A 17,646-nucleotide genomic window follows, 5' to 3' on the forward strand; every position below is an offset into this window, starting at 1 on the left:
AAATGTTACATTATAACATTAGCGAATTGCAAATGAGTTCTATTCATGGATAACTTAATCCAACTAGATTCTGTGAGCGTCGAATTTGATGGTCGGAAAGTTCTAGACAACATATCTCTCAATATAGAGCGTGGCAGAATTACCACCCTGATTGGGCCAAACGGTGCTGGAAAGTCCACACTGGTCAAAGTGGTACTGGGGTTGCAAACCAAATTTTCAGGCACAATAAAAAAAACCAAAAAACTGAAAATTGGCTATGTTCCACAAAAATTAAAGCTCAATGATTCACTGCCTCTCAACGTAGAACGCTTTCTTAAGCTCACTGGCAAGTTCAGCCAGCAAGAGATCCTAGAAGCATTAAAACTCGTTGGAGCAGAACATCTGCAAAAGAGCAACATGCACCAGTTATCAGGTGGCGAAAACCAACGCGTGCTCATTGCTCGTTCATTACTAAGAAGGCCTGACCTACTGGTCCTTGATGAGCCGGCTCAAGGGGTTGACGTGCAGGGGCAAATCGACCTTTATGACTTGATTGATTCCATCCGTCACCGCTTTGGTTGTGCCGTGTTTATGGTTTCACACGATCTGCATTTAGTGATGGCAAAAACAGACGATGTTATCTGTTTGCACCACCATATCTGCTGTTCAGGCGCGCCCGCAGACATCAAACACCACCCTTCGTATATTGCACTCTTTGGCACCGCAACCCAAGAGACGCTGGCGTTTTATCACCACCAACACGAACATCACCATCATGATCTCGCTGGCCAACCCGTAAAGGGCGGCGCACATGAATGTTCAAACCATAAACACGGACACCATTAATGCTTGAGTTTCTTCTTCCCTCTATTTTAGCTGGTTTGGGCATTGCTCTAATCGCGGGACCACTAGGCTCTTTTGTGGTTTGGCGAAAGATGGCTTACTTTGGAGACACCCTAGCTCACGCCTCTTTGATGGGCTTAGCGCTTGGTTTTCTATTCAATATTAATTTGTACTTCGCGCTGTTGATTTGTTGTTTGATGCTGGCCGTGTTGCTAGTGACCTTACAAAAACAAAAACTCGTTGCGACCGACACTTTACTCGGAATATTGGCACACAGTGCGCTCTCTTTAGGTTTGGTTGCGGTCAGTTTCTTAGACAATATTCGAGTCGACCTTATGAGCTACTTATTTGGAGATCTGCTTGCAGTATCACCCACTGATTTGGTCTTCATCTATGCAGGTGCCGCTGTGGTTGGCTTAGTACTTACTGTATTTTGGCGACCACTATTGTCCACGACGGTTAACGAAGATCTGGCGGCGGTTGACGGCATCAACATTGATTTAATGCGCCTGATTTTGATGCTGCTTGTCGGTATTGTGATTGCGGTGGGTATGAAGTTTGTTGGTGCGTTAATCATGACATCATTGCTGATCATCCCAGCCGCTACAGCAAGGAAGTTCGCGCATACACCTGAACAAATGGCCTTGCTAGCTTCGGTAATTGGTTCGATTGCGGTATGCGGAGGGTTAAGCTTATCTTGGTTCTATGACACGCCTGCGGGCCCATCGGTTGTTATTAGTGCTGCGGCAATGTTTATGCTTTCGCAAATGATAAAGACTCGTGCGTAGTGGTACGATTTTATATATTTGAAAACAAAAGGCTTGGTCAGTAGTGACCAAGCCTTTTTAATATCATTGAGTTAGTATCTATCTCAGCCGATAAACGTCAGCTGATTACCAACCTGTGATTTCACGTAGGCCTTTACCGATGTCAGCAAGAGAGTTAACCGTCTTAACGCCTGCGGCTTCTAGTGCGGCGAATTTATCTTCAGCAGTACCTTTACCACCAGAGATGATTGCGCCGGCGTGGCCCATACGTTTGCCCGGAGGAGCAGTAACACCAGCAATGTAAGAGACAACGGGCTTAGTTACGTTTGCTTTGATGAACTCAGCGGCTTCTTCTTCCGCAGTACCACCGATTTCACCAATCATGACGATAGCTTCAGTTTCTGGGTCTTCTTGAAAAAGTTTTAGGATATCAATGAAGTTTGAACCTGGGATTGGGTCACCACCGATGCCAACACATGTAGACTGACCAAAACCTTCATCGGTTGTTTGCTTAACTGCTTCGTAAGTCAAAGTTCCTGAACGAGATACGATACCCACTTTACCCTTCTTGTGGATGTGGCCAGGCATGATGCCAATCTTACACTCGTCTGGAGTGATTAGGCCGGGACAGTTAGGACCGATCATGCGAACGCCAGTTTCTTCTAGCTTCACTTTCACGTCGATCATATCGATGGTCGGGATACCTTCCGTGATCGTTACAATCAGTTCGATACCGGCATCAATCGCTTCTAAGATGGCATCTTTACAAAAAGGGGCTGGAACGTAGATAACCGTTGCCGTTGCGCCAGTCACTTCTACGGCTTCACGTACCGTGTTGAATACGGGAAGGCCTAGATGAATTTGCCCACCTTTACCAGGTGAAACACCACCAACCATTTGCGTACCGTAGGCGATAGCTTGGTCCGAATGGAATGTACCTTGACCGCCAGTGAAACCCTGACAGATTACTTTCGTGTCTTTGTTAATTAATACCGACATTATTTAGCCTCCGCAGCAGCAACAACTTTCTGAGCAGCATCTGTTAGCGATTCAGCTGCAATGATATCAACATCAGAATTAGCAAGGACTTCGCGACCTAGGTCCGCGTTTGTACCTTCTAGACGAACAACCACTGGTACAGTTACGCCGACTTCTTTAACCGCACCGATAATACCTTCAGCGATCATGTCACAACGAACGATACCACCGAAAATGTTGACGAGAACGGCTTTAACATTGTCATCTGAAAGGATGATCTTGAATGCTTCAGCGACACGCTCTTTCGTTGCGCCTCCGCCTACATCAAGGAAGTTTGCTGGCTTACCACCGTGTAGGTTTACGATATCCATCGTACCCATTGCAAGACCTGCACCGTTAACCATACAGCCAACGTTGCCGTCTAGTGCTACGTAGTTCAGTTCCCACTGAGCGGCATGCGCTTCGCGTTCATCTTCTTGTGAAGGATCGTGCATTTCACGAAGTTTTGGCTGACGGTACATTGCGTTTGAGTCAATGTTGATTTTACCGTCAAGACAGAGAAGATTACCTTCACTTGTAATGACAAGTGGATTGATCTCTAGTAGAGCGAGGTCGTACTGAGAGAACATTTCACCAAGACCCATAAAGATCTTAACGAACTGTTTAATTTGATCGCCAACCAAACCAAGTTTGAACGCCAGTTCACGGCCTTGGTAAGCTTGAGGGCCAACAAGAGGATCGATCGCTGATTGGTGAATTAACTCTGGAGTTTCTTCCGCGATTTTCTCAATATCAACACCGCCTTCGGTTGACGCCATGAATACTATTTTACGCGTTGTACGGTCAACAACAGCCCCTAGATAGAGTTCATTAGCAATGTTCGATGCTTCTTCAACTAGGATCTTTGTTACAGGCTGACCATTCGCGTCGGTTTGGAAAGTCACTAAATTTTTACCTAGCCACTTTTGTGCAAACTCTTTTACGCCTTCTTTCGTGTCATGTAGCTCTACGCCGCCCGCTTTACCGCGGCCACCAGCGTGTACCTGACACTTAACAACTTTCTTGGCTATACTGATACGACCCGCAGCTTCAAAAGCTTCTTGTGCTGTATCACATGCGAAACCTTCTGGTACAGGCAAACCGAATTCTGCAAACAGCTGTTTGGCTTGGTATTCATGCAAATTCATTTTGATATTCCGTTTATTTTCCCTTAAGGGATTATTATTTCCATAACGACACAGTTTCCTGTGGTTCGTCTGTAGGGTCTTCTCAAATCAACTGCTGTCCATTTTCGAATGGCTTAACAGTTCAAGTGAAGGCCAGACGTTGAGCAGCCTAGCCTTTGAAACTTTTCACGTCTAGCTAACGAGGTTAACTCGACGTTTTAGCGATACTAAACGTCTAATAGCAGACGTGCTGGATCCTCTAGAAGCTCTTTAATAGTCACAAGGAATCCAACTGATTCACGGCCATCGATGAGACGGTGGTCGTAAGAAAGCGCTAAATACATCATTGGCAGTATCTCTACCTTGCCATCAACAGCCATTGGACGATCTTGGATTTTGTGCATACCCAAAATTGCCGCTTGAGGCGGGTTGATGATTGGCGTAGACATCAGAGATCCAAATACACCACCGTTTGTGATAGTGAAGTTACCGCCCATCAGTTCATCCACCGTTAGCTTGCCGTCACGACCTTTGATTGCGAGCTCTTTGATGCCTTTTTCGATGTCAGCGAAACCGAGTGTGTCACAGTCTTTCAGTACAGGCGTCACAAGGCCACGTGGCGTAGATACCGCCATGCTGATGTCAAAGTAGTTGTGGTAAACAATATCTGTACCATCGATAGAAGCGTTCACTTCAGGGAAACGTTTCAGCGCTTCCGTTACTGCTTTCACGTAGAAAGACATGAAACCAAGACGCGTATCATGACGCTTCTCGAATTGGTCTTTGTACTGCTTACGAAGGTCCATGATTGGTTTCATGTTCACTTCGTTGAAAGTAGTCAGCATGGCTGTGCTATTTTTCGCTTCAAGAAGACGGTTTGCCACAGTCTTACGTAGACGAGTCATCGGCACACGTTTTTGGCTACGAGCCGCTGCTGGCGCTTCAACTGCTGGTGCAGATACAGCTGCCGGAGCCACTTTCGCTGCTGCTAGATGTGCGTCGATATCTTCACGAGTAATACGACCGCCAACACCAGTGCCTTTAACGTCTGCGGGTTGTAGACTGTGCTCTGCAAGTAGGCGACGAACGGCTGGGCTTAGTGCGTCGTTGCTCTCTTCGGTAAGCGCAGCTTTATGGCGCTTATCAGGAGAGGCTTCGGTATCTTCAGTAGTATCTTTCGTCGGTTCACCCGCGACAGCACCCGGTTTGATTTTAGCCAGAAGCTGCTTAGAAAGTACCGTAGCACCCTCTTCTTCGATGATAGCTTCCAGAACACCCGCTTCAGGAGCCGGCACTTCTAGAACGACTTTATCTGTTTCGATATCTACAATGACTTCATCACGAGCAACTGCTTCGCCCGGTTTTTTATGCCAAGTCGCCACTGTTGCATCCGCCACAGATTCAGGTAAATCTGGAACCAGAATTTCAATTGTCATGTGCGTATTTTCCTTTTACTTCTAGTTCTTAAGTAGGGTCAATGCGTCGTCTACCAACGCTTTTTGTTGTTTCAAGTGTACTGACATATAGCCAACAGCTGGGGATGCTGATGCAGGTCGACCTGCGTATTGAATATCAGCACCTACTGGGATAGCAGCTCGGAAATTATGTTGGCTACTGTACCAAGCACCTTGGTTTTGTGGCTCTTCTTGACACCAAACGTAATCAACAACATTTGTGTACTGTGCGATGGCAGCTCTCACGTCCTCATAAGGGAACGGGTAAAGTTGTTCAATACGTACAATAGCGACATCGTCTTGCTCGTTCTTACGTCTTTGGTCAAGCAGGTCAAAGTAAACCTTACCTGAACAGAACACGACGCGTTTTACGTTCTCTGGTGCCAGATCATCAATTTCTGCGATAGCTGGTTGGAACGTGCCTTCTGCCAAATCTTCAAGAGAAGAAGTACACAGAGGGTGACGAAGCAATGACTTAGGTGACATTACAATCAGTGGTCGACGCATTGGTCGAACAACCTGACGGCGAATCATGTGGTAAACCTGAGCGGGTGTTGAAGGAACAACAACCTGCATGTTTTGTTCAGCACATAACTGAAGGTAACGCTCAAGACGAGCAGAAGAGTGCTCTGGACCTTGGCCTTCATAACCGTGAGGAAGCAGCATAGTTAGGCCACACAGACGTGCCCACTTTTGCTCACCTGATGAAATGAATTGGTCGATAACAACTTGCGCACCGTTTGCGAAGTCACCAAATTGTGCTTCCCAAAGGGTTAGACCGCTTGGTTCTGCTGTTGCATAACCATACTCAAATGCGAGAACGGCTTCTTCAGATAACACAGAGTCAAACACTTGGAATGGCCCTTGTTTATCATGAATGTTCGCAAGAGGAACATAGGTGCTAGCATCTGATTGATTGTGCAGCACTGAGTGACGGTGGAAGAAGGTACCACGACCTGAATCTTGGCCTGAGATACGAATACGCTTACCGTCATCAACCAGTGTTGCGTAAGCCAGAGTTTCAGCCATACCCCAATCGACTTGTTTCTCACCATTCACCATGGCAGTACGATCGTTGTACAGTTTATTTACTCGGCTTTGCAGCTTGTGGCTATCTGGGTATTGACAAAGTTTGCTGCCAAGCTCTTTCAGGCGCTCGATATCAATCTTGTTATCCCACTCGATATTCCAGTCGTGACCAAGGTAAGGCGTCCAGTCTACTGAGTGAAGTGCCATTGGGCGCCACTCTTTAACCACAACTTCACCATGATCAAGTGCATCACGATATTCGTTAACGAGTTGAGTTGCGGTATCAATACCAAACTCACCGCGCTCCATTAGCACGTCAGCGTAAAGCTTACGTGGCGTTGGGTGCTTCTTGATTTTTTGGTACATCAAAGGCTGTGTTGCATTCGGCTCATCGGCTTCATTGTGACCGTGGCGACGGTAACAAACCAAATCAATAACAACATCACGCTTAAACGTATTACGGTAATCCAATGCAAGACGCGCAACGAAAGCCACCGCTTCAGGGTCATCAGCATTAACGTGGAAAATCGGAGCCTGAACCATCTTCGCAATATCGGTACAGTACATCGTAGAGCGTGTATCACGAGGATTAGACGTTGTAAAACCAACTTGGTTGTTTACAACAATACGGACCGTGCCTCCCACGCAGAAACCACGAGCTTGAGACATGTTAAACGTCTCTTGTACGACGCCCTGACCAGCGATAGCTGAGTCACCATGGATAGTAATAGGAAGTACGCGGCTGCCGTCTTTGTCATCTAAACGATCTTGACGAGCACGCACGGAACCGATAACTACCGGGTTTACGATTTCTAAGTGAGATGGGTTAAATGCGAGAGCTAAGTGAACGTTGCCGCCAGGTGTTGCAAAGTCCGCAGAAAAGCCTTGGTGGTATTTCACATCACCAGTCCCCCACGAATCATCGTTATGCTTGCCCGCAAATTCGTCAAACAGGTCTTGTGGTTTTTTACCAAGCACGTTAACCAACATGTTTAGACGACCACGGTGAGCCATACCAACAACAACTTCACGCATGCCTTGTCCACCAGCATGACGAATGATTTCTTTCGTCATTGGGATAAGAGCATCCCCTCCTTCTAAGGAGAAACGTTTAGCGCCAGGGAATTTTGCGCCAAGATAGCGCTCAAGACCTTCGGCTGCCGTTAACTCTTCTAGGAAAGCTTTCTTTTCTTCTTTATTGAAAGAGGGTTGACCAGATACAGACTCTAAACGTTGTTGAATCCAACGCTTTTGCTCTGTATTTGTCATGTGCATGTATTCAGCACCAATAGAGCCACAATATGTTTGTTTTAGAGATTTGTAGAGATCTTTAAGCACCATCGTCTCTTGGCCAATGGCGTAAGAGCCGACGTTAAACGTCTCATTGAGGTCATCTTCGGTAAGAGTGTGGAAAGAAGGGTCCAGTTCATCAACTGTCGCTCTTTTCCATAAACCTAGAGGGTCTAGGTTTGCTGCTTGGTGCCCTCGGAATCGATAGGCATTAATAAGTTGCAGAACCTTTACTTGTTTCGCATCGACATCTGGATCACTAACTTGGACACTGTAATGCTTTGTTTCTTGAGCGAGACGACGGAAGTAGTCACGAACACGAGAGTGTGGTTGTTCCACTGTCTCAGAAGCTTGCACAGGCAATGCTTCGAAAACACCTCTCCATTCGTCACTTACCGAATCGGGGTCACTTAGATACTGTTCATAGAGTTCTTCTACGTACGTTGCATTGGCGCCAGCCAAGTGTGAAGACTCGAGCCATGCCTTCATCACGCCGTTGTGCATATTTTCCCTTAACCAGTAGTTTTCACATTTGCTGCGGTCAAAGCCGAGCAATTAAAAGACCGCCCCAAAACGTCTCTAGGGCGGCAATTTTTATCACTTAAACCGAACGATTTACCAGCATGGTCTTAATGTGACCAATCGCTTTCGTTGGATTTAATCCCTTAGGACAAACACTTACACAATTCATGATGCCATGGCAACGAAAAACGCTAAATGCATCATCAAGATCGGACAAACGTTCGTCTGTCGCTGTATCTCGGCTATCAATTAGCCAACGGTATGCTGCAAGTAGGCCAGCTGGTCCGATGAATTTATCAGGGTTCCACCAGAACGATGGGCATGACGTTGTACAACATGCACACATGATGCATTCGTACAATCCGTCCAAATGAGCACGCTCATCAGGGCTTTGTAAGTTTTCACGAGCCGGTGGCACATTGCCGTCTGATACGAGAAATGGCTTCACTTTTTCGTAGTTATCGTAGAATTGAGTCATATCGACAATCAGATCACGAACAACGGGCAAACCAGGCAATGGACGAATTACAATCTTATCGCCTTTCAAAGCAGATAAAGGTGTAATGCACGCTAGGCCATTTTTACCGTTCATGTTCAGACCATCCGAACCGCATACACCTTCGCGGCACGAACGGCGGAATGAGATCGATGGATCTTGCTCTTTCAACAGGATAAGGGCGTCCAAAAGCATCATGTCTGAACCTTCATCCACTTCTAGAGTGTATTCCTTCATGTAAGGCTTCTGGTCGACATCTGGATTGTAACGGTATAAAGAGAAATTCAGTTTCATGGTCATATCTCCTTAGTACGTACGTGCTTTTGGTGGGAACGCTTCACGATGGATAGGTTCCATGTTTACACCACGCTTAGTCATACTTTCTGATTCAGGGTTGTACAGTGAGTGACATAGCCACTGCTCATCATCGCGGTCAGGGAAGTCAAACCGAGCATGAGCACCACGACTCTCAGTACGGAAGTTAGCAGCAACGGCGGTTGCGAACGCTGTTTCCATCAAGTTTTCAAGCTCTAGACACTCAATACGTTGCGTGTTGAACTCTGTAGACTTATCAGATAGGTGTGCATTCTTCAGACGCTCACGAATTGCTTTTAGCTCTTCTAGGCCTTCAGCCATTGCTTTGCCTTCACGGAATACCGAGAAGTTGTTCTGCATACATTGCTGAAGATCTTTACGGATTTGCGCTGGATCTTCGCCGTCTGTGCTGTTTTCCCAACGGTTATAACGCTCTAGTGAACGTTCAATGTCGGCTTCAGTTGCAGGTTTCGCTTCGTCTTGCTTCTTGAGAGTCTCACCTAGGTGTAGACCTGTCGCACGACCAAATACCACTAAATCAAGCAGTGAGTTACCACCTAAACGGTTAGCACCATGTACTGATACTGATGCGATTTCACCACAAGCGAATAGACCTTGAATTTCAACGTCTGAACCATCTTCAGCTTGTTTAATTGCTTGACCAGACACCTGAGTTGGAACGCCCCCCATCATGTAGTGACATGTTGGGATAACAGGAATGGGCTCTTTCACTGGATCTACGTGAGCAAAGGTACGAGAAAGCTCACAGACACCAGGAAGACGAGATTCAAGCGTCTCTTTACCTAGGTGATCAAGCTTAAGCTTAATGTGTGGACCCCAAGGGCCATCGCAACCGCGACCTTCACGAATTTCAACCATCATTGAACGAGCAACAACATCACGACCCGCTAAGTCTTTAGCGTTTGGTGCGTAACGTTCCATGAAGCGTTCGCCGTCTTTGTTAAGAAGGTAACCACCTTCACCACGACAACCTTCGGTTACCAATACACCTGCACCAGCAATACCCGTTGGGTGGAACTGCCACATTTCGATGTCTTGCATCGGTACGCCGGCACGAATGGCCATACCAACACCGTCACCAGTATTAATATGTGCATTGGTTGTTGATGCGTAAATACGACCCGCACCACCAGTCGCAAGGATTGTTGCCTTCGCTTTGAAGTAGCAAACCTCACCCGTTTCCATACAAAGCGCAGTAGTACCTAAGATTGCACCCTCTTCGTTCTTAACAAGATCCAGTGCATACCACTCAGAGAAAACGGTCGTTTTGTGTTTAATGTTTTGTTGGTAAAGCGTGTGAAGCAGAGCGTGACCCGTACGGTCGGCTGCCGCTGCGGTACGAGCCGCTTGCTCACCACCAAAGTTTTTAGATTGACCACCGAAAGGACGCTGGTAAATCGTCCCGTTCTCAAAACGAGAGAAAGGTAGGCCCATTTTTTCAAGTTCGATTACCGACTCAGGACCGTTTTTACACATGTATTCGATAGCGTCTTGGTCACCGATATAATCAGAACCTTTTACTGTGTCATACATGTGTTGTTCCCAATGGTCTTCATGCGCGTTACCTAGAGCAACCGTGATGCCGCCTTGCGCTGAAACCGTATGAGAACGAGTAGGGAAAACTTTAGAAAGCAATGCACAAGATAGGCCTTGCTCAGAAATTTGCAGTGCGGCACGCATACCTGCACCACCAGCGCCGATCACTACGGCATCAAACTCACGAACAGGAATAGTCACTTACGCACCCCACAAAATAAACAGACCAGAGAAGAAATATCCCAAAAGAACGGCAACAACACCAACTTGAAGACCAACACGCAATTTTGCGCATTTGATGTAGTCAGTGAGAACTTGCCAAAGGCCGATCCACGCATGAACCAAAACAGAAGTAAGCGCTAACATAGTGAAGACTTTCGTGAAGGTCCCACCAAAGAATTGCGTCCAAGATGCATAAGAGATATCACCAGAGAAAGCACAGAAGCTGACTAGGTAGATAGTGTAAAGCGTCATAATGATGGCCGTCGCACGAATCAGTAGATAATCGTGGACACCATTACGACCAAAAGTAGAAACGTTGTTTACCATACTAAGATCCCCGCAAGTAGAGACAATATCGCAGTTGCTGCGAATGCAACCTTAGCGCTCTTAGCGCCAGACTCAAGCTCTTCAAAATGACCAAGATCCATAAGAAGGTGACGAATACCACCCGCAATATGGTAAGCTAGAGCAGTTAAAATGCCCCACAGAATAAACTTCACGAAGAAACCGTCGACAATGTCGCTCGCTTCCATAAAGCCTACTGGGGATGAGAGGGAAATGGATAGTAACCAAAGCAGAATTCCAATCGCGACAAAAGTTATCACCCCAGACACACGGTGTAGGATGGAAGCTATTGCTGTGATCGGAAAGTGGATGGTCTGTAAATCTAAATTAACAGGTCTTGTTTTTCTTTCTTTCACGGGCTTGCTCACTCAGCTCCATTGAGCATTATGGTCATTAAATAACCTTATGATATTGTTATGGACAAAATTTGATCGCTAACCGTTAAAATTTAACACCAACTTAACAAATAACCGAAGTTGAGCTTTAGATAATTGTAAAATAACTGTTAATCGCCAGATTAAGAAAGACGCCTCACATACCTTCTTAGCCTTGCATTTATAAGGTGTTAACCAAACTTTTCAGCGTCACTATACGACTGGCAACATTCTAATACAATTGATGTAACAAATAATGCTACACAGACCAGATTTTTAACGAATTTAATGTAAAAAACACTAACAAGTGCACACAAAGCAGCAGAAGAATTGACTTTCAGACCTAAGACCAGTAAAAAAATGACACATAAACATCCTGGACGGATAAAATAATAAACAAAGGAGATTGTTATGGCGGATAAGAAAGCTACCCTTCACATTGAAGGTCATGCTCCGATCGAACTGCCGATTACAGAAGGTGCACTTGGTACACCCGTGATCGATGTTCGCACACTGGGTTCGAATGGTTTTTTCACTTTTGACCCGGGTTTTCTTGCCACTGCATCTTGTGAGTCTCAAATCACTTTTATTGATGGTGGAAAAGGTATTCTTTTACACCGTGGTTATCCCATTGACCAACTTGCCAATAACGCTGATTACTTAGAAGTATGTTACATACTTCTTTACGGTGAAGCCCCATCTCGAGCTGAGTACGAAAAGTTCAAGACTACCGTGACACGTCACACTATGGTGCATGAGCAAATCGCGAGTTTCTTCCACGGCTTCCGTCGTGACGCTCACCCTATGGCAGTAATGTGTGGTGTTGTCGGCGCGCTAGCGGCGTTCTACCACGACTCACTTGATATCAACAACGACACACACCGTGAAATCGCGGCTTACCGCTTAATTTCAAAAATGCCGACACTGGCCGCGATGTGTTACAAATATTCAATCGGTCAACCGTTTATTTACCCACGTAACGATCTAGGTTACGCAGAAAACTTTTTACACATGATGTTTGCCAACCCATGTGAAGAGTATGAAGTGAACCCTATCGTTGCGCGCGCAATGGATAAGATCTTTACACTACATGCTGATCACGAACAAAACGCTTCAACGTCTACTGTACGTCTTGCGGGCTCATCCGGTGCCAACCCGTTTGCATGTATCGCAGCAGGTATCGCATCACTTTGGGGCCCTGCTCACGGCGGTGCAAACGAAGCTTGTCTGCGCATGCTTGAAGAGATTGGTAGTGTCGATAACATTGAAGAATACGTGGCGAAAGCAAAAGACAAAGATGACCCATTCCGTTTGATGGGTTTCGGTCACCGTGTTTACAAGAACTACGACCCACGAGCTACCGTTATGCGCGAAGCGTGTCACGAAGTACTGAAAGAGCTCAACATCCAAGATCCACTATTAGATGTAGCAATGGAACTGGAGCGTATCGCTCTTTCTGATGAGTACTTTGTTTCTAAGAAGCTATACCCGAACGTCGATTTCTACTCAGGTATCATTCTGAAAGCAATCGGTATTCCTGTCTCGATGTTCACTGTGATCTTCGCAATGTCTCGCACCATAGGTTGGATTGCGCACTGGAACGAAATGCACAGCGATCCGACGAATCGTATCGGCCGTCCTCGTCAGCTGTATACTGGTGAAGAACAACGTGACTTTAAAGCGCTTCACGAACGTGAATAGTCTTTATAAAGCATGATTGGTTAAAGGGGTTGATGCGCGAACATCAACCCCTTTTCTTTTGTACGCTCTCAACTCCGTCATCCTCAAGAGTGCGAAGTGAACGAATAAAATAATATCGTCATCCCCAAGAACGAGGGACGAGTGAGTTGGGGATCTCAATCAGTTTATAGAGAACCTTCAGAGATTCCCTACTCCTTCCTCCGTCAGTCTAGGGAATGACGGAGCCTATAAAACGAAACAATGTCGTCATCCTCAAGAGCGAGGAACGAGCGAGTTGGGGATCTCATTTAGTTTATAGAGAACCTTAAGAGATTCCCTACTCCTTCCTTCGTCAGTCTAGGGAATGACGGTACTTATAGAGCGAAACAATGTCGTCATCCTCAAGAGCGAGGAACGAGCGAGTTGGGGATCTCATTTTATTTATAGAGAACCTTAAGAGATTCCCTACTCCTTCCTTCGTCAGTCTAGGGAATGACGGAGCCTATAAAACGAAACAATGTCGTCATCCTCAAGAGCGGGGAACGAGCGAGTTGGGGATCTCATTTAGTTTATAGAGAACCTTAAGAGATTCCCTACTCCTTCCTTCGTCAGTCTAGGGAATGACGGTACTTATAGAGCGAAACAATGTCGTCATCCTCAAGAGCGAGGAACGAGCAAGTTGGGGATCTCATTTAGTTTATAAAGAAACTTAAGAGATTCCCTATTCCTTCCTTCGTCAGTCTAGGGAATGACGGTACTTATAGAGCGAAACAATGTCGTCATCCTCAAGAGCGAGGAACGAGCGAGTTGGGGATCTCATTTAGTTTATAGAGAACCTTAAGAGATTCCCTACTCCTTCCTACGTCAGTCTAGGGAATGACGGTACTTATAGAGCGAAACAATGTCGTCATCCTCAAGAGCGAGGAACGAGCGAGTTGGGGATCTCATTTAGTTTATAAAGAAACTTAAGAGATTCCCTATTCCTTCCTTCGTCAGTCTAGGGAATGACGGTACTTATAGAGCGAAACAATGTCGTCATCCTCAAGAGCGAGGAACGAGCGAGTTGGGGATCTCCTTAAGCGAGCAGATAAACTCTACAGGTTACCTGCTCAATTCTAGAAAATGATGCATACTCTCGACTCGTATCCCTCATCTCGCAACTTCTCTTATACCGGATTATCGATATCAATAAACTCAACATCCAAGCCATGCTCTTTCGCTAACCATTCACCTAACGCTTTTACGCCATATCGCTCAGTGGCGTGGTGACCAGCAGCAAAATAATGAATGTCTTGCTCGCGTGCTGAGTAAGTAGTGCGCTCTGAAATTTCACCAGAGATAAATGCATCAATCCCCTGAGAGGCTGCAAGCTCAATGTAGTCTTGACCACCACCAGTACACCAACCGACCGTCGTAATCATTTTTTCTTGGTTTTCTGGAGCGATATGCAGAGGCTTGCGATTCAGAGCTCGGTCAATTTTTTCGGCAAACTCTGAACCTGTCATTGGTGTTTTTAATTTGCCAAACATAGCTACCGATTGGGGGTGCCCTTCCAAACCGCCTTCGACTTCTATCTCAAGTAACTCTGCCAATTTTGCGTTGTTGCCAAGTTCAGGGTGAATATCAAGAGGGAGATGGTAACCTAAAAGGTTGATGTCATTTTTAATCAGGGTACGAATGCGCTTGCCTTTCATGCCACGAATCGCTTCTGACTCGCCTTTCCAAAAGAAGCCGTGGTGAACCAATAGAGCGTCTGCGTTCAACTCTACCGCTTTATCAATGAGCGCCTGAGAGGCCGTGACACCTGTTACGATGCGCTTCACATCTGATACCCCTTCAACTTGCAAACCATTGGGGCAGTAATCTTTGATCTGCTGCGGTTGCAGTTTTTCGTTAAGTCGCTTTTCTAATTGTAAGTTATTCATTTTTATTTCCAGCTTACCTTTATATTAACGCCGTTATATCAATTTACAGGTAGAATGTCGAAAGCCCCAGGGCTATGTTTATCAAGGGCAATGTTTATCAAGAGCTATGTTGATGACGAACCGATGACCGAAATTTACGAGGAACCGATGACAGCACTGCAACGCTTTTACCAATGGGTCATCGACTCGCCGCCGTTACTGGAAATCAAGCCACCTGTATCGAATCTCAATGTCTTTTTAAGCGACTATGTCATTGACTCAGCGCACACATACCATGGTAACCCTAGGTTAGGTTTCCTCTACCAACATCTGTGTAGACAAGTCGTCGAAGCCTCAGCGAATTATTCAATAAAATACGAAGAGATTCAGATCAATGTCGCAGGCAGAACACTAGGCGCAATCGACTTTATTCTTGAAGATTCGAGCAGCCAAAAGCTGGAACATTGGGAAGTGGCGATTAAGTTTTATCTGCTCCATGAACAAACATGGTTTGGACCCAACTCTCACGATCAATTGGACAAAAAGCTCGCTAGAATGCTCGGCCACCAGCTCGAAATGTCCTCTTCTGCAGCGTTTATTGAGCAATATCCGGAGATCGATGTCGACTCAAAGCACCTACTTATGCAAGGGCGCTTATACACCAACCCTTTCTTGGAGCAAAATGTACCGACTGAATGTTTAGGCTACGACATTAACTCCAGCCAAGTTAACGGCTTTTGGTGTTATCAAAGCCAAGCGCATTTAATCACTGAAGCGCTCTACCCTCTCACCAAAGAGCAATGGGCGGCAGGGACGGATGATTTCAGCAGTCAGCCTATCACCGAGTTTGGTGATCGCTTCGTCCATGGGCAAACCAAGTCTGGGCAATTCTGGTTTGTGATGCCACAAAGTTGGCCACACGGTTAGTCGTCTGAGTGATCTCACTTACCTTTCCCGCAACCAGCATAAATAAAAAGGGCTGATGCTTTCACATCAACCCTTCTATCTATTTAGCTTTTAGATCCAGTAATCAAATTTCGATTACAGACCAGCCGCTGCAAATACTTGGTTCACAATCTCTTGAGCTTCTGCTTCGATGGCTTTCAGGTGCTCTTCACCTTTAAAGCTTTCACAGTAGATCTTGTAGATGTCTTCAGTACCGGATGGACGAGCAGCAAACCAACCGTTCTCAGTCGTCACCTTAAGACCACCAATCGCCGCACCGTTACCTGGAGCGTGCGTTAAGCGGGCTGTAATTGGATCACCAGCCAGCATCTCAGCAGAAACCATCTCTGGAGATAGCTTTTTAAGCACGTCTTTTTGTGCGCCATTGGCTACCGCTTGAATACGGTTGTACTTAGACTCACCGTGTTTAGCGGCCAGTTCTTCGTAGTATTCTTGTGGGTTCTTACCTGTCACCGCTGTGATCTCAGCCGCAAGTAAGCAAAGAATCAGGCCGTCTTTATCGGTTGACCAAGGCGTGCCGTCTTTACGTAGGAAAGAGGCACCCGCACTCTCTTCACCGCCGAAACCAAACTGACCGTTGTATAGACCATCGACAAACCATTTAAATCCAACAGGCACTTCGCAAAGCTCACGACCTAAGTCAGCCACTACGCGGTCGATTAATGCGCTTGATACCAGTGTCTTACCCACAGCCACGTCTTTACCCCAACCTTCACGGTTACGGTATAGGTAATCAATACAAACCGCTAAGAAGTGGTTTGGATTCATCAAACCTTTAGGTGTCACGATACCGTGGCGATCGTAATCTGGGTCATTACCAAACGCGAGAGCGTACTCGTCTTTTAGCGCCAGTAAGCCTGCCATTGCGTAAGGAGATGAACAGTCCATACGAACCACGCCATCTTTATCGAGAGACATGAATTGGAATGAAGGGTCAATCGCTTCATTGACCAGAGTAAGATCGAGATTGTACGCTTTGCCAATTTGACGCCAGTAATCAATACCACTGCCACCCAGTGGATCGACACCAATCTTGATGTTTGCTTTCTGGATCGCTTCCATATCCACAACGTTCACTAAATCAGCGACGTATGGTGCCACTAGGTCAACTTCTTTTACTAACTCAGACTGTTTCGCCTGTGCGATAGGCGTACGCTTAACACCTTGCATTTGCTCAGCAATGATCGCGTTTGCACGGTCTTCAATCGCTTGAGTCAATTCAGCTTCTGCCGGGCCACCGTGTGTTGGGTTGTATTTGATACCGCCGTCTTGTGGTGGGTTGTGTGAAGGCGTGATAACAATGCCATCAGCTTTTTTGTCATTCACGAGGTTATGCGTAAGAATCGCGTGCGAAATACCCGGTGTTGGCGTAAAACCATTGTTTTCTTGAATAATCACTTCAACGCCATTCGCGACAAGCACTTCGATAACCGTAGAAAATGCAGGCTCAGATAGAGCGTGAGTATCTTTACCTAAGAAAAGTGGGCCCGTTGTGCCCTGAGCGGCACGAACTTCAGCAACCGCTTGTGCAATCGCTAGAATGTGGTTTTCGTTAAATGTTGATTTATCTGCAGTACCACGGTGACCTGATGTACCGAACAATACTTTATGATCTGGGTTACTCGCATCCGGTTGCTGTAAGAAATAGTTAGCAACTAAAGCCGGGATATTATGAAGATCTTCCTGCTGAGCTTTCTGCCCAGCACGAGGGTGCATAGCCATTTTTCGACATCCTTATATAAAACTTACAAACAAAAAA

At 46.0% G+C, this 17,646-nt stretch carries 14 protein-coding genes; 4 read left to right on the forward strand and 10 right to left on the reverse strand.

The genetic code is table 11. From position 1 onward, the window contains the following. Window positions 1-45: 45 nt before the first annotated feature. Together znuC and znuB are read left to right on the forward strand one after the other, a co-directional pair. Window positions 46-825 carry a zinc ABC transporter ATP-binding protein ZnuC gene (znuC, locus tag OCU36_RS09540; protein ID WP_261837784.1) on the forward strand — a complete coding sequence of 260 codons (780 nt, stop codon included), beginning with the start codon at window positions 46-48 and terminating at the stop codon, window positions 823-825. Beyond that, complete coding sequence (znuB, locus tag OCU36_RS09545; RefSeq protein WP_261837785.1) at window positions 825-1,610, forward strand: zinc ABC transporter permease subunit ZnuB; 786 nt, start codon at window positions 825-827, stop codon at window positions 1,608-1,610. Before znuC ends, znuB begins: the two co-directional genes overlap by 1 nt. A gap of 105 nt (window positions 1,611-1,715) precedes the next feature. Here the strand turns inward: znuB and sucD are convergent, their stop codons facing one another. From sucD to sdhC, 8 genes are all read right to left on the reverse strand, one after another. After that, window positions 1,716-2,588, reverse strand: coding sequence for a succinate--CoA ligase subunit alpha (sucD, locus tag OCU36_RS09550; protein WP_261837786.1), 873 nt, complete (start codon window positions 2,586-2,588; stop codon window positions 1,716-1,718). Beyond that, entirely contained in the window at window positions 2,588-3,754 is a 1,167-nt protein-coding gene (gene sucC / locus OCU36_RS09555; RefSeq protein ID WP_261837787.1) for an ADP-forming succinate--CoA ligase subunit beta, read from the reverse strand. Before sucC ends, sucD begins: the two co-directional genes overlap by 1 nt. A 206-nt stretch (window positions 3,755-3,960) precedes the next feature. Next, window positions 3,961-5,169, reverse strand: coding sequence for a 2-oxoglutarate dehydrogenase complex dihydrolipoyllysine-residue succinyltransferase (gene odhB / locus OCU36_RS09560; protein ID WP_261837788.1), 1,209 nt, complete (start codon window positions 5,167-5,169; stop codon window positions 3,961-3,963). A gap of 21 nt (window positions 5,170-5,190) precedes the next feature. Continuing rightward, entirely contained in the window at window positions 5,191-8,010 is a 2,820-nt protein-coding gene (gene sucA / locus OCU36_RS09565) for a 2-oxoglutarate dehydrogenase E1 component (RefSeq protein ID WP_261837789.1), read from the reverse strand. 97 nt (window positions 8,011-8,107) lie between these two features. Continuing rightward, window positions 8,108-8,818, reverse strand: coding sequence for a succinate dehydrogenase iron-sulfur subunit (locus OCU36_RS09570; protein WP_261837790.1), 711 nt, complete (start codon window positions 8,816-8,818; stop codon window positions 8,108-8,110). A gap of 12 nt (window positions 8,819-8,830) precedes the next feature. Further along, window positions 8,831-10,597: a succinate dehydrogenase flavoprotein subunit gene (gene sdhA, locus OCU36_RS09575; protein ID WP_261837791.1), complete on the reverse strand. Its 1,767-nt coding sequence runs from the start codon at window positions 10,595-10,597 to the stop codon at window positions 8,831-8,833. Further along, entirely contained in the window at window positions 10,598-10,945 is a 348-nt protein-coding gene (gene sdhD / locus OCU36_RS09580) for a succinate dehydrogenase, hydrophobic membrane anchor protein (RefSeq protein WP_010436768.1), read from the reverse strand. It abuts the gene before it with no gap. Further along, window positions 10,939-11,331: a succinate dehydrogenase cytochrome b556 subunit gene (gene sdhC / locus OCU36_RS09585; protein ID WP_261837792.1), complete on the reverse strand. Its 393-nt coding sequence runs from the start codon at window positions 11,329-11,331 to the stop codon at window positions 10,939-10,941. Before sdhC ends, sdhD begins: the two co-directional genes overlap by 7 nt. Before the next feature lie 417 nt (window positions 11,332-11,748). Here sdhC and OCU36_RS09590 point away from each other — a divergent pair, with 417 nt between their 5' ends. Continuing rightward, window positions 11,749-13,038, forward strand: coding sequence for a citrate synthase (locus OCU36_RS09590; RefSeq protein WP_261837793.1), 1,290 nt, complete (start codon window positions 11,749-11,751; stop codon window positions 13,036-13,038). A 1,145-nt stretch (window positions 13,039-14,183) separates the two neighbouring features. On the opposite strand, the gene OCU36_RS09595 is transcribed toward OCU36_RS09590, so the two are convergent. Beyond that, the gene (locus OCU36_RS09595) at window positions 14,184-14,942 is read right to left on the reverse strand and encodes a Nif3-like dinuclear metal center hexameric protein (RefSeq protein ID WP_261837794.1); all 759 of its coding nucleotides are present in this window, start codon (window positions 14,940-14,942) and stop codon (window positions 14,184-14,186) included. Window positions 14,943-15,089: 147 nt separating this feature from the next. Here OCU36_RS09595 and OCU36_RS09600 point away from each other — a divergent pair, with 147 nt between their 5' ends. Next, window positions 15,090-15,848: a DUF1853 family protein gene (locus tag OCU36_RS09600; RefSeq protein WP_261839722.1), complete on the forward strand. Its 759-nt coding sequence runs from the start codon at window positions 15,090-15,092 to the stop codon at window positions 15,846-15,848. A 114-nt stretch (window positions 15,849-15,962) separates the two neighbouring features. Here the strand turns inward: OCU36_RS09600 and pgm are convergent, their stop codons facing one another. Next, a complete protein-coding gene (gene pgm / locus OCU36_RS09605) occupies window positions 15,963-17,609 on the reverse strand; it encodes a phosphoglucomutase (alpha-D-glucose-1,6-bisphosphate-dependent) (RefSeq protein WP_261837795.1) in 1,647 nt (548 codons plus the stop codon). Window positions 17,610-17,646 lie beyond the last annotated feature (37 nt).

The sequence above is a fragment of the Vibrio artabrorum genome, assembly GCF_024347295.1.
Classification (GTDB): domain Bacteria; phylum Pseudomonadota; class Gammaproteobacteria; order Enterobacterales; family Vibrionaceae; genus Vibrio; species Vibrio artabrorum.

Excerpts from the sequence above, each read along its gene's own strand:
- znuC (WP_261837784.1), top strand. The coding sequence starts at position 46 with ATGGATAACTTAATCCAACTAGATTCTGTGAGCGTCGAATTTGATGGT.
- znuB (WP_261837785.1), top strand. The coding sequence starts at position 825 with ATGCTTGAGTTTCTTCTTCCCTCTATTTTAGCTGGTTTGGGCATTGCT.
- sucD (WP_261837786.1), bottom strand. The coding sequence starts at position 2,588 with ATGTCGGTATTAATTAACAAAGACACGAAAGTAATCTGTCAGGGTTTC.
- sucC (WP_261837787.1), bottom strand. The coding sequence starts at position 3,754 with ATGAATTTGCATGAATACCAAGCCAAACAGCTGTTTGCAGAATTCGGT.
- odhB (WP_261837788.1), bottom strand. The coding sequence starts at position 5,169 with ATGACAATTGAAATTCTGGTTCCAGATTTACCTGAATCTGTGGCGGAT.
- sucA (WP_261837789.1), bottom strand. The coding sequence starts at position 8,010 with ATGCACAACGGCGTGATGAAGGCATGGCTCGAGTCTTCACACTTGGCT.
- OCU36_RS09570 (WP_261837790.1), bottom strand. The coding sequence starts at position 8,818 with ATGAAACTGAATTTCTCTTTATACCGTTACAATCCAGATGTCGACCAG.
- sdhD (WP_010436768.1), bottom strand. The coding sequence starts at position 10,945 with ATGGTAAACAACGTTTCTACTTTTGGTCGTAATGGTGTCCACGATTAT.
- OCU36_RS09590 (WP_261837793.1), top strand. The coding sequence starts at position 11,749 with ATGGCGGATAAGAAAGCTACCCTTCACATTGAAGGTCATGCTCCGATC.
- OCU36_RS09595 (WP_261837794.1), bottom strand. The coding sequence starts at position 14,942 with ATGAATAACTTACAATTAGAAAAGCGACTTAACGAAAAACTGCAACCG.
- OCU36_RS09600 (WP_261839722.1), top strand. The coding sequence starts at position 15,090 with ATGACAGCACTGCAACGCTTTTACCAATGGGTCATCGACTCGCCGCCG.
- pgm (WP_261837795.1), bottom strand. The coding sequence starts at position 17,609 with ATGGCTATGCACCCTCGTGCTGGGCAGAAAGCTCAGCAGGAAGATCTT.